Source organism: Marinomonas sp. CT5, assembly GCF_018336975.1.
In the GTDB taxonomy this organism is placed as follows: Bacteria; Pseudomonadota; Gammaproteobacteria; order Pseudomonadales; family Marinomonadaceae; genus Marinomonas.
On record NZ_CP025572.1, the window covers coordinates 1,459,910 to 1,473,045 of the forward strand.

Below are 13,136 nucleotides of genomic sequence, written 5' to 3' on the forward strand. Positions count from 1 at the left end.
GCAATGATAAGCATCGGTTTGATACTTGGTTATCGCTATTTCAAAATGAATTGTTAAAGATCCAAGCACGTATTCGCGTGTTTTGGTGAGACGACAACGTCCAACCAGAACAAAACGCAAAACGAATTGCTTGACGATCATAGAGGCGTTGAACCACCTGATCCCATCCCGAACTCAGAAGTGAAAAGCGCCATCGCCAATGGTAGTGTGGGAGATCCCATGTGAGAGTAGGTCGTCGTCAAGCTTTATATTGAAAAGAACCCCGTCCTGCTCAGCAGGGCGGGGTTTTTTCGTATTGGCGGTGTAATAGGATTTTCCTACCAAGCAAGTGCGTATCGGGCTCTTTACCAAAGATACGCATGTGAGAGTCCCGCAAGGGGATAAGCATCCCGCAAATCTCTCGAGATTGGTAAAATTGAATGGTCTTCTTTAATTGATAATGACTGGCAAGTTCGAGCAAAACTAGAGCAACAGAAGCAGGATGATTTGAGGCAAAATACTGCTCAACTATCTTTGTTACATTATTTCTAATGATTAAGAGGCTAAAGAGATGACTCGCTAGGTACTCATTTAGCTAATCAAGTTTTTAGCCTCTTTTTTCAACCATCTTCTTAATGAGCGAATGGCCTCTTCATCCTTCCTACTTTCCTTATAGGCGATATAAAAATTTTCACCCGTTTTAAAAGCACTGCAAGGGAGCTTAATGAGTGGTGTTTCATCGTCTTTTTCATTCATCATGTAGTCATTGACCAAGGCGATTCCAAGCGAGTGCTTTGCGGCTTCATAAGCTAGCATGAGATGGCTAAATCGGTGGAATTGAATATAGTCAGGCAGTGGCAAAGATAAATTGGTAAACCAGCGTTTCCAGTCCTCTATATGACGTTCATAGACACTATAGGAAGTAATAAGTGGAAATTGGGCGATTGAGTTTGGATCGATACTCAATTTTTCAGCGAGCTCCTGATAAGTAATGGCGCCTAATTTACTTTTGATGGTTTCTAAATAGCTTTGACTACAGACTGGAAATAGTTCTTCTTGATAAAAGGGCTCAATGAGAAAACCCCGTTTTTCTCGTTCTGTGGTAATGAAAAAGTCAGCGGTTCGATCAGAAAGTTCCGGCATGCCGTGACTCATTTCAATACTAAGCTCGAGGTGTGGGTATAAGTGCTTGAGTTCTGGAAGTCTTGGAATGAGCCAATAAACAGCGAATGAACTATATACAGCCAGTCTGACGTTCGTTTTATGTTGGCCTTTGATGTGATTGGTGGCTTCTTCAATCTGCAATAATGAATTACTGATTGAGTCTAGATAGTGTTTGCCTTCCTTTGTTAATTCAAGGTTTCTTCCTTGTCGATGAAAAAGGCTTTCTCCTAAGTGATTCTCTAAAATTCTGATTTGATGAGAAACCGCACTTTGGCTGACATTGAGCTCATTGGCAGCCAAAGAGAAGCTGTTTAATCTAGCGACGGCTTCAAAGACAGGTAACGATTTTAGAGGAGGAAGCATGTCTCATTATCCAAATAACTAATATTAAATGTAAATATATCATTTTATCTAATGATGTGTAGTTATTAAGCTATTGCCAATAATTCGTATTTTCAAGGTGAAACATCGTGTCAGGTCGTACAGTCAGCAGTGCCATTTTAATTCTTGTATTAGGGAGCTTTTTTGCGACCTTATGTGATGTCTTTATCAAGATGGCAGACGTTGATGTGGCAATTTTTCAATTCACGTTTTTTCGTGCCGTTTTTATGTGTCTTATTCTTTTTCCTATCGCAGTGCATAGGTACTTGAACTCTGATAGGGCAACGGCAACCTTGGGTTTAAAGCTTCACTTTATCCGTGGCAATATGTGGGTATTGGCTGGGGTTCTGCTGACTATTTCTTTAGCGGAATTGCCATTGGCAACAGCCAATGCGGTGTTTTATACCGCGCCTATTTTCATTATGTTGTTTGGCGCTTTTTTCTACAAAGAGCGATTAAGTATGGATGTTGTACTTGCCGCTATTTTAGGCTTTATCGGTATTTTGGTGATTCTAAGACCGACAGAAATTACTTTTTCAATGATGAGTGCGATCTTGTTTGCCATTGTTCTAGCGGCTAATAGCTTATTGATTAAGAAATTGCCTCAAGAACAAAGCATGCTATATGGTTTGTTTGTGACACAAATGTTTGCTCTTCCAATGGTCTGTGTCTTAGCTATTTGGGAAGGTGAAGCGCTTGATATTGGCAATGTGATGTTTGCTGCTTTGTCATCGATTTGTTCGATTTTATACAGTGTATCTTGTCTGATTGGCTATCGGTATGTGGCATCGAGTAAAGTAACAAGTGCCGAGTACTCAGGATTGATTTTCGCGTTTTTACTGGGGTGGTGGATCTTTGGTGAGGCGCCAGATTTAAGCGTTTTTATTGGGTCACTGTTTGTTATTTTACCTTTGCTCTATTTAAGTCAAAAGGATATTCGACGTTTGAAAAAAGAGCAATTGTTGTCGAATACGCGTTCCAATTTAGGTGCCGGTTGAGCAAAGGTTCTTAATCATTTGTTCAATCATATCGGATAGATCACCTTTATCTAAGTAGATACCATCTATAAATAATCTGGCCAGTCCGTGTAAGCTAGCCCAGGTGGTTTGTCCTATTCTGAGCGGTGTATTGTTATTTGGTAGGATGTTTTGCTCTTGTAATTCTTCTACCCAGTCGATCCACGCTTTAAAGGTTTGCTTAGAGGCGGCTTTTAGTGAGTCGCTTGGGTTACCTGCTTTCCAAAGTGTTCTACCGTACATTAGGTCATAGGTTTCATTATGTTGCAGCGCGTATTCTACATAGGCGTGAACGTATTTTTTGAAGCCTTCTTCCGCCGTGTTTTTTTCCCTTCTTAAATCACTAAGAATTTTTTCTTGCTCACAAAAGCCTTGTTCTGCAATAGCACAGAGTAATGCGTTTTTATCTTTAAAATGGTGATAAGGTGCCGTTCTTGAAACGCCAACTGTGTCTGCAAGTTTGCGCATACTCAGACTTTCTACGCCTTGCTTTTTGATGATTAAAGAGGCGGATTCGAGTAAGGATTTATTGAGATCACCGTGGTGATATTGTGTTTTTAATGTCGACATGGAGCAGATTAAATACTTCTATCTTGACAATGTCAAAATGAAAACCTATCTTGACAGTGTCAAAATTGCGTGCGGGCAGCCGCAATCGAAAAATAATAAACAAAGCGAGTCACAATTATGCAGCATTCAACCTTTCCAAAAATATTTACACCACTTGATCTCGGCTTTACTCAGTTAAAAAACCGCGTATTGATGGGGTCTATGCATTTAGGTTTAGAAGAGGTGAAAGGCGGCATTGAGAGAATGGCTGTTTTTTATGCTGAACGTGCTCGTGGTGGGGTTGGGCTTATTGTCACAGGTGGTATTGCACCTAATTCTGAGGGGGCTGTCTATGCTGGCGCTGCAACAATGGCCTCAGATGAAGATGTTGCAAAGCACCAAATTATAACGGATGCCGTGCACGCAGAAGGTGGAAAAATTTGTATGCAAATCCTGCATACAGGACGTTATGCCTACAACCCTAAATTAGTTGCGCCGTCAGCGGAACAGGCGCCAATCAACCCATTTAAACCGAACGCTTTGGATGAAGAAGGGATCGCGAAGCAAATTGATGATTTTGTGAATGCCGCTAAGTTAGCTAAGCAGGCTGGCTATGATGGCGTTGAGATCATGGGCTCGGAAGGGTATTTCCTTAATCAATTTATCGCCGTACGAACAAATAAACGGGACGACGAATGGGGTGGGGAATACGTTAATCGAATTCGTTTGCCGGTTGAAATAGTCCGTCGAGTTCGAGAAGCAGTTGGTAAAGAGTTCATCATCATTTATCGCTTATCTATGCTGGATCTTGTGGAAGGTGGCAGTAATTTGGAAGAGGCGATAGAGCTTGGTCTTGCTATTGAGAATGCGGGTGCCAGTATCATCAGTACGGGTATTGGTTGGCACGAGGCAAGAGTACCAACTATTGCCACTAAAGTGCCAAGAGCGGCATTTACATGGGTGACGGCAGAGCTACGTAAGTCCTTATCTGTGCCTTTAGTCACATCAAATCGAATTAATACGCCTGATGTCGCGGAACAAGTACTTGCCCGTGGTGATGCGGACATGGTTTCTATGGCGCGTCCCTTTCTTGCTGATCCAGAATTTGTATTAAAAGCAGAGCAAAACCGTGTTGACGAGATTAATACCTGTATCGCTTGTAACCAAGCTTGTTTGGATCATGTATTTGAGCAAAAAATGACCTCTTGTTTGGTTAATCCAAGAGCATGTCATGAGACTGAGATCATTATTACCCCAGCAACATCGGTTAAACGCATAGCTGTTGTCGGAGCAGGCCCAGCTGGTTTGGCGTTTGCGACTACAGCGGCAAAACGCGGTCATAAGGTAACTCTGTACGATGCCAGTAATGAAATTGGTGGGCAATTTAATATAGCCAAACGCATTCCAGGCAAAGGCGAGTTTTATGAAACCTTGCGCTATTTTTCTCGCCAAGTTGAACTGACAGGCGTGGACCTTCAGTTAAATACTCGTGTTGATGGGGCGCTATTGGAAAGCGAGAAGTTTGACGAAGTGGTATTGGCAACAGGGATATTGCCCAGAACACCAGAGATTGAAGGCATAGAGCATCAAAAAGTATTAAGTTACTTAGAGGTTATGAAAGGCAAAACCGTTGGCAAACGAGTTGCTGTGATTGGGGCTGGTGGTATCGGTTTTGATATCAGTGAATATCTGTTGTATTCAACCACTCATAAAGCGCAAAGCATTGAAGATTTCATGTCTCAATGGGGGGTAGATATGAACTTTTCGGCTCGAGGTGGTGTGGAAGGTATGGAGCCAGTATTTGAATCAGCGGAACGTGAGATTTTTTTGTTACAACGTAAAAAAAGCAAGGTTGGCGCGAATTTAGGTAAAACGACCGGATGGATTCATCGTACCGAGTTATTAAAAAAAGGCGTTGTCTTTTTGTCTCACTGTGATTATCAGCGCATTGATGATGACGGTTTGCATTTAACGGTGAATGGCGAGGCACGTTGTCTTGATGTTGATACTGTTGTGGTTTGTGCCGGTCAGGAGCCGAATCGGTTATTAGAAAGTGACATTAGTCAGCCTGTGCATTTTATTGGCGGTGCTGATGTGGCCTCTGAATTGGATGCGAAGCGCGCCATTAAACAAGGCACCTTGTTGGCTTGCGCTTTATAACATTGACTGAACATTCCGAGAGTGGTGCTTTCACCACTCTCGTTTTTTAATGAGTGCGAGATAGTTAAACAAGTACTTGTCTTGTGTTGGCGATGTAGTCATGAACTTGTGCTTCTATTTCAGTATCGACCATGACTTCTGGCCCGCAATCGTTTGGACAAGCCATTCTTGGTGTGGTGCCAAAAAGTCGGCAAATCAACGGACGTTCATCATACACTTCACAACCATTCGGTCCTAAATGAACACAGTTAAACTCTTCAAGAGCGGCATCGTGCTCGGCATCAGATTTTACGGGTAGACGTAACATTTCCTCTGAAGAGGCTGTGACCGGTCCGCAACAATCGTGGCAGCCTGGTTTGCACGCAAAGGAGGGGATTCTTTCTCTTAGTCGCGCAATGATGTCTCTGTCATTCGTCATATTTTCTAGCCTTAGGTCGCTGATTTAGCCTTATTGTCGATCTATGAGTCCCATTTTACCCAAATACCTTAAAAGCTTTCTGAAAATCACTTTATCTCGTTGATTATTGGTGTAACTTATCACATCTAAAATGTTTGATAAAAGTTGCGGCCACGTCCTTGCGCAGTATTGGGGTTGGAGTTTATGCAGGTATTAGAGTCATTGTTTGAATGGATTAGCTTTCACTGGGTCACTATTATTGTTGTGGTGCATTTCGGTCTGTCGGTTGTCACCTCTCTTCACGTACTTTTGTTTAAAGAAAATGAGCGTACGTCTCTTGCTTGGATTGGCTTAGTCATATTGTCACCTGTTTTAGGTAGCATAATTTATTGGCTGTTTGGTATAAACCGCATTAAACGAATGGCGAAAAGGGAGCATCCTCAAAAACTAAAACAAGACTTTCGTTATGAGGAAGATTGTATTGTTTTTCATAGTCTACCGAAAAATTGGCATTCTTCTATTATCGCTGGGTACACCATTCACCCTGTAAATTACGTCGATGATAATGGCATAGAGCCATTAGTGAATGGTGATAGCGCTTATCCAGCCATGATCAAGTCTATTGAGTCGGCCAAAAAGCACATTGTGTTATCGAGCTATATTTTTGACTACGACTCTCTAGGGCGACAATTTGTTCATGCGCTGGCACAAGCTCAGGAGCGAGGCGTTGTTGTGCAGGTTTTGCTTGATGGTATTGGTGTTGGTTACAGTTGGCGTAAATCTGATAGGGCATTAAAGAAACTTGGCGTGAGAACCGCACAGTTCTTGCCTGCCATTTCACTAACGAGTATTCGTTTTATTAATTTAAGGAATCATAGAAAAATCCTCTGTATCGATGGTGAGGAAGCGTACATTGGTGGAATGAATATCAGCAAAAATAACTTGGTTAGTTCCGCAAAACATCCGATTGATGATGTTCATTTTAGAGTTACGGGTCCTGTTATTGATCAGATTAGCCAAGTTTTTATTGAGGATTGGTATTTTGCCACCAAAGAGGTGATTCAGTTTCCTGCGTATAGTCCGAGGGCTGTGAGCCAGCAAGATGATCGTAAAGTTGTTTCTCGCGTTATTCAGGATGGGCCGGATGAAAACCATAACAGAATTCGTTGGACTCTAATCAATGCGCTAGTGTGTGCAGAAAAAAGCGTTAAGATCATTACACCTTATTTTATTCCTGATCAAACCTTAATGACATCTCTTCATGCCGCGGCGTTGCGTGGTGTATCAGTAGAAATTATTGTTCCTAAGCACAGTAATATTCTTTTTGTTGATTGGGTGATGGAAGCCAATTACTCAAGAATCATAGAGCATGGCATCAAAATTTATAAAAATATGCGACCATTCGATCACAGTAAAATCGTTCTTATTGATGATATTTGGTCCTTTATTGGATCTACGAATTGGGATGCAAGGAGTTTAGAGTTTAACTTTGAAATTAATTTAGAGTGCTTTGATGGCGCTCTTAATCATCAACTTACGGAACTGTATGAATCGAAAAAGCTCGATTCTGAGGAAGTGCTAGCGGAAGATGTCAGTCATCTTTCTATTTATAAAAAAGTCCGTAACAACCTGCTTCGTTTGTTTTCTCCTTATTTATGAATTTGATTTCCTTTGAGGTTTCCTAATGATCAAAAGCCGGTATAGCGCTGTAGAGTCTTTAAAGGTTATGGGCCGTGCCTCAAAAAATGTGATGGGCCCCAACATCAGTGTGCTGTTGTGGAATGTATTCAAATGCAAGCGAAAGGGTTGGCAGAATGACTTTGCTTCTCTTGCAGAGGATAAGGATTTGATTCTTCTGCAAGAGGCTATTTTAAACTCGCCATTTGATGGTCTTTTTTACCAGTCTTCAGAACATCAATGGATAATGGCGAGTAGCTTTAAAAACGTAAAATCTAATATTGAAACAGGGGTGAAAACGGGATCCAGTGTCATGGCAAGTAAGCACTTTTTTTCCGTGTCAGCTCACAGTGAGCCTGTGACTAATACTAAAAAAATGATGCTAGCGACAGAGTATCCTTTAGCAAATAGTGAAGGAACGGTTCTTGAGCCGTCTTTGTTAGTCATTAATACACACATGATTAACTTTGTGTCTTTTGAGAAGTTTAGAGCCCATTTAGATCAAGCTTTTCAAGCACTAGAGCACCATCATGGCCCTATTTTATTTGCCGGTGATTTTAATACTTGGAACAGAAAAAGAATGGCGTACTTTAATGAATTGGCAATCTCATGCTCTTTAGAGGAAGTTCAGATTCAACGTCAGCCAAGACTCGGTCACTTATTTCGGCATCTTGATCATATTTATTGTCGTGGCCTTAGAGTGGTTGATGTTTGTGTTCATACCGATATTCACTCCTCCGATCATTACCCAATCAGTTTATCGCTGCAGTTTATAGAGGGTTAAATAACGGTATAGCCTGACGGTGACTAACCGTCAGGCATTCTCTAATAGTTTACCTAAAACTTGTAAGCGACTAGAGGTCTCTTTCTTATCTAAATCTACTAATTGTTGTTGCTCTAATTCGTGCTCTATCATTCGTTTTTGATGTTGAATAAAGGACCAATGTGTTGAGTCATTGGCTTGCTCTGCAATACGAATGAGTCCTTCTATTTGGCGAAGTTGTACGGCTAAGCATGTTTTTGAGTATTGGCGAATTTGATCAAAAGCAATATTGGCTAAGTTTCTGAATGACGTTGTCTTATAAGTGACTCTCGCTTTTCCATTTTCATCATAGGTAATGCCTTCAGGAAAGTTTTTTTGTGTCAGATCACAAACGGCTGCCGTTAATTTGTCAATGCAGGCGATGGCGGAATAGGGGTCGTTTATGCCGGGAGACAGTGCTCTCAATGCGATTTCGACCAGCTGGTGGACGGCAAATTCAGGATCTTGCAGTGGTGTACGTTTGGGGCCTAGAGTAAACGATTCGTGTAAAATTTTTCTGTCTTCTTCTGAGAATGTTTCAATATTAGATGTCATGATCACCATGCGATTAACAACAAAATCTCCAGGGTTTACAGAGATGTTTAAGTGCCCATCTAATCGGCTCATTAAACTGGTTAAATTGGCGTAGTTAATCGCTTGAATGTAGCCGCATGAATGACTTTCACATTCAAATTCTTTGATATCTTCAGATTGTTTTGTTTCTTTTTTTTGCCTCTTTTTCACAGATGAACAGTTGTCTTCTTCCTCTTTTTGTTCTTTGAAGATGAGGCCGATACTGTATTGCAACTCTTGATAAACATTGTCTATGACACTGTCGGACTGTAGGTTCAGTGAGACGTGGTGAATGAAATAGATAAGCAGAAGGATACCGAATAGCGTCATCGCTATGGCCCCAGCAATGGTAAGGCCCGGAAGAAAAGCGCTGTTTGCGAAATTGTCTGTTGTTCGAACAAGAATCAGACAATAGACGAATAGAGATATGAAGACGCCAAGAACAATTTGCGTGCTTGAATCTTCCATGAAATTACGAATGAGTCTTGGACCAAATTGGGATGAGGCATTCGTTAAGGCAACAATGGTAATTGAGAAGGTGATACTGACCACGGTCATTACACTGCCTGCGACTGTCGTTAGAAGGTCGCGAGTAATACTTGGGTCGGCATGATAGAGAAAGTGAAGCCAATTTAATGAATGTAGGCCAGCGTAAAGATCAATAAAGAGCAGAGATATGCAACTTAAAATAGTGAGCGATAAAATTAGACAAGGCGTAAACCAGAAACTGGTCTTAACCTTGTCATAGACTCTCAATGCCTTGGCGTTTCTCATTGTAGATAATCGCAAAAGTTTACATCCTCGGCTGTAAGTTGGTGATTAGATTACTGACTTTTATCGTTTGGCTCACCCGTTTTAAGTAGTTTTAAGAGATCCTCTCTTTCCATACTGCCTTTTAACGCTAAGTCTAGTTGATACTGATAATCGTCATTCCATTCTGATGTTCGTGGGCTGAGAGTTGCTAGGTCTCTCATGGCGGATTTCAATACCTTTAAAAAAGCCTGAATATTTCGTTCCTGGTCAATTAAAATATTTTTTAGTGCTGTTGCGCTGCTATGTCTTAAGTAAAGCTTCAGCACATCATTTTGTTCTTCAATTGCTTTTATCTTGCTATCTTGTTTGGCAAGGGATTGCTCAAATTTGGACAGTAAGGCACCTTGTTCGCTTATGGTTTTAGCAGTCTGAATGTCTTCTTGCTTTGGTTTTAAAAGAAAGTAAGTAATACCTGAAGAGGATGCCACACTAAAAATGAAGCACAGAAAGAAAGCGATGATCAGTTTTTTAGAGCTTTTTTTAGGCGCTTCTTCCTGAGTCTTTTTATCATCATTAACTTTGGATGGCATGATGTGTTCTCCTTGCTGTATTTAGATATTCATCTTAGCAGGGCGACCATTAAGATGAAACGAATTAGGCTTTTGTGCACATGTAGAGCATTTTAAATACTCTTTGCCGTTTTTAGTACCTCATTGTTACATCTCTGTATCATTCAGCGGTTTATTTTCCTGTTAGTTGTCGTAAAATACGCGCAAAATTTGGGATTATTAATAACCTACTAAAATAGTCAGGTAAATACTTGATCAAAACAGTAGGAATTGTGTAGTATTTACAACCACTGAATAATCTTAACTGGATAGTTTATGCGCCTGACAACAAAAGGTCGTTATGCGGTAACCGCCATGCTTGATCTGGCATTGCATTCGGATCAAGGACCTGTGTCTTTATCTGATATTTCAAGCCGACAGGGTATATCGTTATCTTATCTTGAACAGCTGTTTTCTAAGCTTCGTAAAAAGTCACTAGTTAGTAGTGTGAGAGGCCCAGGTGGTGGATATCGTTTAAGTCGTTCTAATGATGAGATTTTTGTTGCTCAGATTGTTGATGCGGTGAATGAATCAGTCGACGCAACGGGGTGTAAAGGGCGAAGTGATTGTCAAAGCGGTAACACTTGTCTTACCCACCATCTTTGGTGTGATTTGAGCGATCAGATACACGATTTTTTAAATCAAATTAGCCTAGATCAATTGGTACGTCGAAATGATGTGCGTCAAGTTGCAGAACGGCAAGAATACGAAAGCCGACAGCGTTGTCTCGAAAATGACAAAATTAGCGCGGCCATTGTTGATTGAATAAAGAATAAATTAATAAAGCTGAATACGCTGATTCTCAGCGTGTTAGTGGCTAACATTGAGTGAGTTTTTATATGACTGAGCAGATAGATAAGGCGCTGGCACGGGAATACGAAGCGGGTTTTGTCTCTGATGTAGAATCAGAAACCTTTGAGCCTGGTTTGAATGAAGATGTGATTCGTCGTATTTCTGGAATGAAAGGTGAGCCTGAATGGATGCTCGAATGGCGCCTAAGTGCATTTCGTGAATGGTTAGAAATGGAAGAACCTGATTGGGCTTTGGTGGATTATCCCAAAATAGACTTTCAGTCTATTTCGTACTATTCAGCACCAAAGAGTATGAAGGACAAACCTAAATCCTTAGATGAAGTTGATCCTGAGTTACTGCGTACTTATGAGAAACTTGGTATCCCTCTCATTGAACAACAAATGTTGGCGGGTGTTGCCGTTGACGCTGTATTTGATTCAGTTTCTGTTGTCACAACATTTCGTGAAAAGCTTGAAGAAGCGGGCGTGATTTTCTGCCCTATATCTGAAGCGGTTCACAAATACCCTGATCTTGTTAAAAAATATATTGGCAGTGTGGTCCCTAAAAAAGACAACTATTACGCCGCTTTGAACTGCGCTGTATTTACGGATGGTTCTTTTGTCTACATTCCTAAAGGCACTCGTTGTCCAATGGAGTTGTCGACGTATTTCCGTATTAATGAACAAAATACTGGCCAATTTGAGCGAACCTTGATTGTCGCAGATGAAGGCAGTCACGTTAGCTACCTTGAAGGTTGTACGGCACCGCAACGTGACGAAAACCAGTTACACGCTGCCGTTGTTGAATTGGTTGCTTTAGACAACGCCGAAATTAAATACTCTACCGTGCAAAACTGGTATCCGGGCGATGAAAATGGCAAAGGCGGTATTTACAACTTTGTGACCAAGCGTGGTATTTGTCATACCAATGCCAAGATTTCTTGGACTCAAGTTGAGACTGGCTCATCTGTCACTTGGAAATACCCAAGCTGTATTTTGAAAGGTGACAATAGTGTGGGTGAGTTCTACTCTGTTGCCCTGACTCGTGGCCGTCAGCAAGCTGATACAGGCACCAAGATGATCCACATTGGTAAAAACACCAAATCTACCATCATTTCAAAAGGTATTTCAGCAGGCAGAAGTAACAACAGTTACCGTGGGCTTGTTCGTATGAACCCAGGTGCTGAAGGTGCTCGTAACTTCACTCAATGTGATTCCTTGTTGATTGGGGATCAGTGCGGAGCACACACTTTCCCTTACGTAGAAAGTCGCAATCCATCGGCTATTGTTGAGCACGAAGCAACCACCTCTAAAGTCAGCGATGAACAGATGTTTTTATGTCGTCAGCGTGGTCTTGACCCTGAAAAAGCGGTATCCATGATAGTGAACGGCTTCTGTAAGGAAGTGTTTAAAGAATTACCAATGGAATTTGCCGTTGAAGCTGGCAAGTTACTAGAAATAAGCCTTGAAGGCTCAGTAGGTTAAGGAATTATTAAAGATGTCTAACACGAAAAACTTGTTGACGATAAAAGATTTGCACGCCAGCGTTGAAGAGAAACAAATCATCAAAGGCTTGGATTTAGAAATTAAACCAGGTGAAGTACACGCTATCATGGGGCCAAATGGTGCCGGTAAAAGTACGCTAGGTTATGTTTTGTCTGGTCGAGATGGCTACAGCGTAGAAAGTGGTAGTGTAACACTTGATGGTGAAGACCTATTAGACATGGAAACTGAAGACCGTGCTCGTGCAGGTCTGTTCCTTGCTTTTCAATACCCTGTAGAAATTCCTGGTGTAAGCAATTTGGAGTTTTTGAAAGCGGCTGTTGATGCTCAGCGTGAAGCTCGTGGCGAAGAGGCCATTTCTTCAGCTGATTTCTTGAAAGAAGCGAAAGCGGCTTGTAAGCAAGTTAATCTTCCGGTGGCTTTCTTAAAGCGTGGTGTTAATGAAGGCTTTTCTGGTGGTGAGAAAAAGCGCAACGAATTAATGCAAATGCTATTGCTTAAGCCAAAGCTTTGTATCCTAGATGAAACTGACTCTGGTTTGGATATTGATGCGCTACAAGTGGTTGCGGAAGGTGTAAATAGCCAGCGCTCTGCCGATCGTAGCTTTATCGTAGTGACTCACTACCAACGTCTTTTAGATTACATCAAACCTGATTTTGTACACGTACTATCTGACGGTAAAATTGTTAAGAGTGGTGATGCTTCTCTTGCGCTTGAGTTAGAAGCTCAAGGTTATTCTTGGTTGCAAAAAGAGCCAGCTGAAGACGAACTTGAGGGGTAATT

At 41.4% G+C, this 13,136-nt stretch carries 12 protein-coding genes and 1 rRNA gene; 8 read left to right on the top strand and 5 right to left on the bottom strand.

Translation table 11 applies throughout. The features are described from left to right. Positions 1–129 precede the first annotated feature (129 nt). Positions 130–244: ribosomal RNA gene (rrf, locus tag C0J08_RS06875) — 5S ribosomal RNA — on the top strand. A gap of 326 nt (positions 245–570) precedes the next feature. Here rrf and C0J08_RS06880 read toward each other — a convergent pair. Further along, the gene (locus C0J08_RS06880) at positions 571–1,506 is read right to left on the bottom strand and encodes a LysR substrate-binding domain-containing protein (RefSeq protein ID WP_212655357.1); all 936 of its coding nucleotides are present in this window, start codon (positions 1,504–1,506) and stop codon (positions 571–573) included. Positions 1,507–1,613: 107 nt separating this feature from the next. Between C0J08_RS06880 and C0J08_RS06885 the strand changes: the two genes are divergently transcribed. After that, positions 1,614–2,522, top strand: a complete 909-nt coding sequence (locus tag C0J08_RS06885; protein ID WP_212655358.1) for a DMT family transporter — start codon at positions 1,614–1,616, stop codon at positions 2,520–2,522. Here C0J08_RS06885 and C0J08_RS06890 read toward each other — a convergent pair. Beyond that, positions 2,508–3,110 carry a TetR/AcrR family transcriptional regulator gene (locus C0J08_RS06890; protein WP_212655359.1) on the bottom strand — a complete coding sequence of 201 codons (603 nt, stop codon included), beginning with the start codon at positions 3,108–3,110 and terminating at the stop codon, positions 2,508–2,510. The genes C0J08_RS06885 and C0J08_RS06890 overlap by 15 nt on opposite strands. Before the next feature lie 117 nt (positions 3,111–3,227). On the opposite strand from C0J08_RS06890, the gene C0J08_RS06895 reads away from it, so the two are divergent. Next, positions 3,228–5,249 carry an NADPH-dependent 2,4-dienoyl-CoA reductase gene (locus C0J08_RS06895; protein ID WP_212655360.1) on the top strand — a complete coding sequence of 674 codons (2,022 nt, stop codon included), beginning with the start codon at positions 3,228–3,230 and terminating at the stop codon, positions 5,247–5,249. A gap of 64 nt (positions 5,250–5,313) precedes the next feature. Here C0J08_RS06895 and C0J08_RS06900 read toward each other — a convergent pair whose 3' ends face one another. Further along, positions 5,314–5,667 carry a YkgJ family cysteine cluster protein gene (locus C0J08_RS06900; RefSeq protein ID WP_212655361.1) on the bottom strand — a complete coding sequence of 118 codons (354 nt, stop codon included), beginning with the start codon at positions 5,665–5,667 and terminating at the stop codon, positions 5,314–5,316. Between the two features lie 183 nt (positions 5,668–5,850). Here C0J08_RS06900 and C0J08_RS06905 point away from each other — a divergent pair, with 183 nt between their 5' ends. Continuing rightward, entirely contained in the window at positions 5,851–7,305 is a 1,455-nt protein-coding gene (locus C0J08_RS06905) for a phospholipase D-like domain-containing protein (protein ID WP_212655362.1), read from the top strand. Between the two features lie 25 nt (positions 7,306–7,330). After that, positions 7,331–8,107 carry an endonuclease/exonuclease/phosphatase family protein gene (locus C0J08_RS06910; RefSeq protein ID WP_212655363.1) on the top strand — a complete coding sequence of 259 codons (777 nt, stop codon included), beginning with the start codon at positions 7,331–7,333 and terminating at the stop codon, positions 8,105–8,107. A gap of 30 nt (positions 8,108–8,137) precedes the next feature. Here the strand turns inward: C0J08_RS06910 and C0J08_RS06915 are convergent, their stop codons facing one another. Both C0J08_RS06915 and C0J08_RS06920 read right to left on the bottom strand, forming a co-directional pair. Next, the gene (locus C0J08_RS06915; protein WP_212655364.1) at positions 8,138–9,487 is read right to left on the bottom strand and encodes a DUF2254 domain-containing protein; all 1,350 of its coding nucleotides are present in this window, start codon (positions 9,485–9,487) and stop codon (positions 8,138–8,140) included. A gap of 35 nt (positions 9,488–9,522) precedes the next feature. Then, a complete protein-coding gene (locus tag C0J08_RS06920; RefSeq protein WP_212655365.1) occupies positions 9,523–10,041 on the bottom strand; it encodes a hypothetical protein in 519 nt (172 codons plus the stop codon). Positions 10,042–10,335: 294 nt separating this feature from the next. Here C0J08_RS06920 and iscR point away from each other — a divergent pair, with 294 nt between their 5' ends. From iscR to sufC, 3 genes are all read left to right on the top strand, one after another. Continuing rightward, entirely contained in the window at positions 10,336–10,824 is a 489-nt protein-coding gene (gene iscR, locus C0J08_RS06925) for a Fe-S cluster assembly transcriptional regulator IscR (RefSeq protein ID WP_212655366.1), read from the top strand. 74 nt (positions 10,825–10,898) lie between these two features. Then, positions 10,899–12,335, top strand: a complete 1,437-nt coding sequence (sufB, locus tag C0J08_RS06930) for a Fe-S cluster assembly protein SufB (protein ID WP_212655367.1) — start codon at positions 10,899–10,901, stop codon at positions 12,333–12,335. Between the two features lie 13 nt (positions 12,336–12,348). Further along, complete coding sequence (gene sufC / locus C0J08_RS06935; RefSeq protein WP_212655368.1) at positions 12,349–13,134, top strand: Fe-S cluster assembly ATPase SufC; 786 nt, start codon at positions 12,349–12,351, stop codon at positions 13,132–13,134. Positions 13,135–13,136: the final 2 nt, after the last annotated feature.

Coding starts and splice junctions, on each gene's coding strand:
- C0J08_RS06905 (WP_212655362.1), top strand. CDS start 5,851: ATGCAGGTATTAGAGTCATTGTTTGAATGGATTAGCTTTCACTGGGTC.
- sufC (WP_212655368.1), top strand. CDS start 12,349: ATGTCTAACACGAAAAACTTGTTGACGATAAAAGATTTGCACGCCAGC.
- sufB (WP_212655367.1), top strand. CDS start 10,899: ATGACTGAGCAGATAGATAAGGCGCTGGCACGGGAATACGAAGCGGGT.
- C0J08_RS06890 (WP_212655359.1), bottom strand. CDS start 3,110: ATGTCGACATTAAAAACACAATATCACCACGGTGATCTCAATAAATCC.
- C0J08_RS06910 (WP_212655363.1), top strand. CDS start 7,331: ATGATCAAAAGCCGGTATAGCGCTGTAGAGTCTTTAAAGGTTATGGGC.
- iscR (WP_212655366.1), top strand. CDS start 10,336: ATGCGCCTGACAACAAAAGGTCGTTATGCGGTAACCGCCATGCTTGAT.
- C0J08_RS06920 (WP_212655365.1), bottom strand. CDS start 10,041: ATGCCATCCAAAGTTAATGATGATAAAAAGACTCAGGAAGAAGCGCCT.
- C0J08_RS06900 (WP_212655361.1), bottom strand. CDS start 5,667: ATGACGAATGACAGAGACATCATTGCGCGACTAAGAGAAAGAATCCCC.
- C0J08_RS06895 (WP_212655360.1), top strand. CDS start 3,228: ATGCAGCATTCAACCTTTCCAAAAATATTTACACCACTTGATCTCGGC.
- C0J08_RS06880 (WP_212655357.1), bottom strand. CDS start 1,506: ATGCTTCCTCCTCTAAAATCGTTACCTGTCTTTGAAGCCGTCGCTAGA.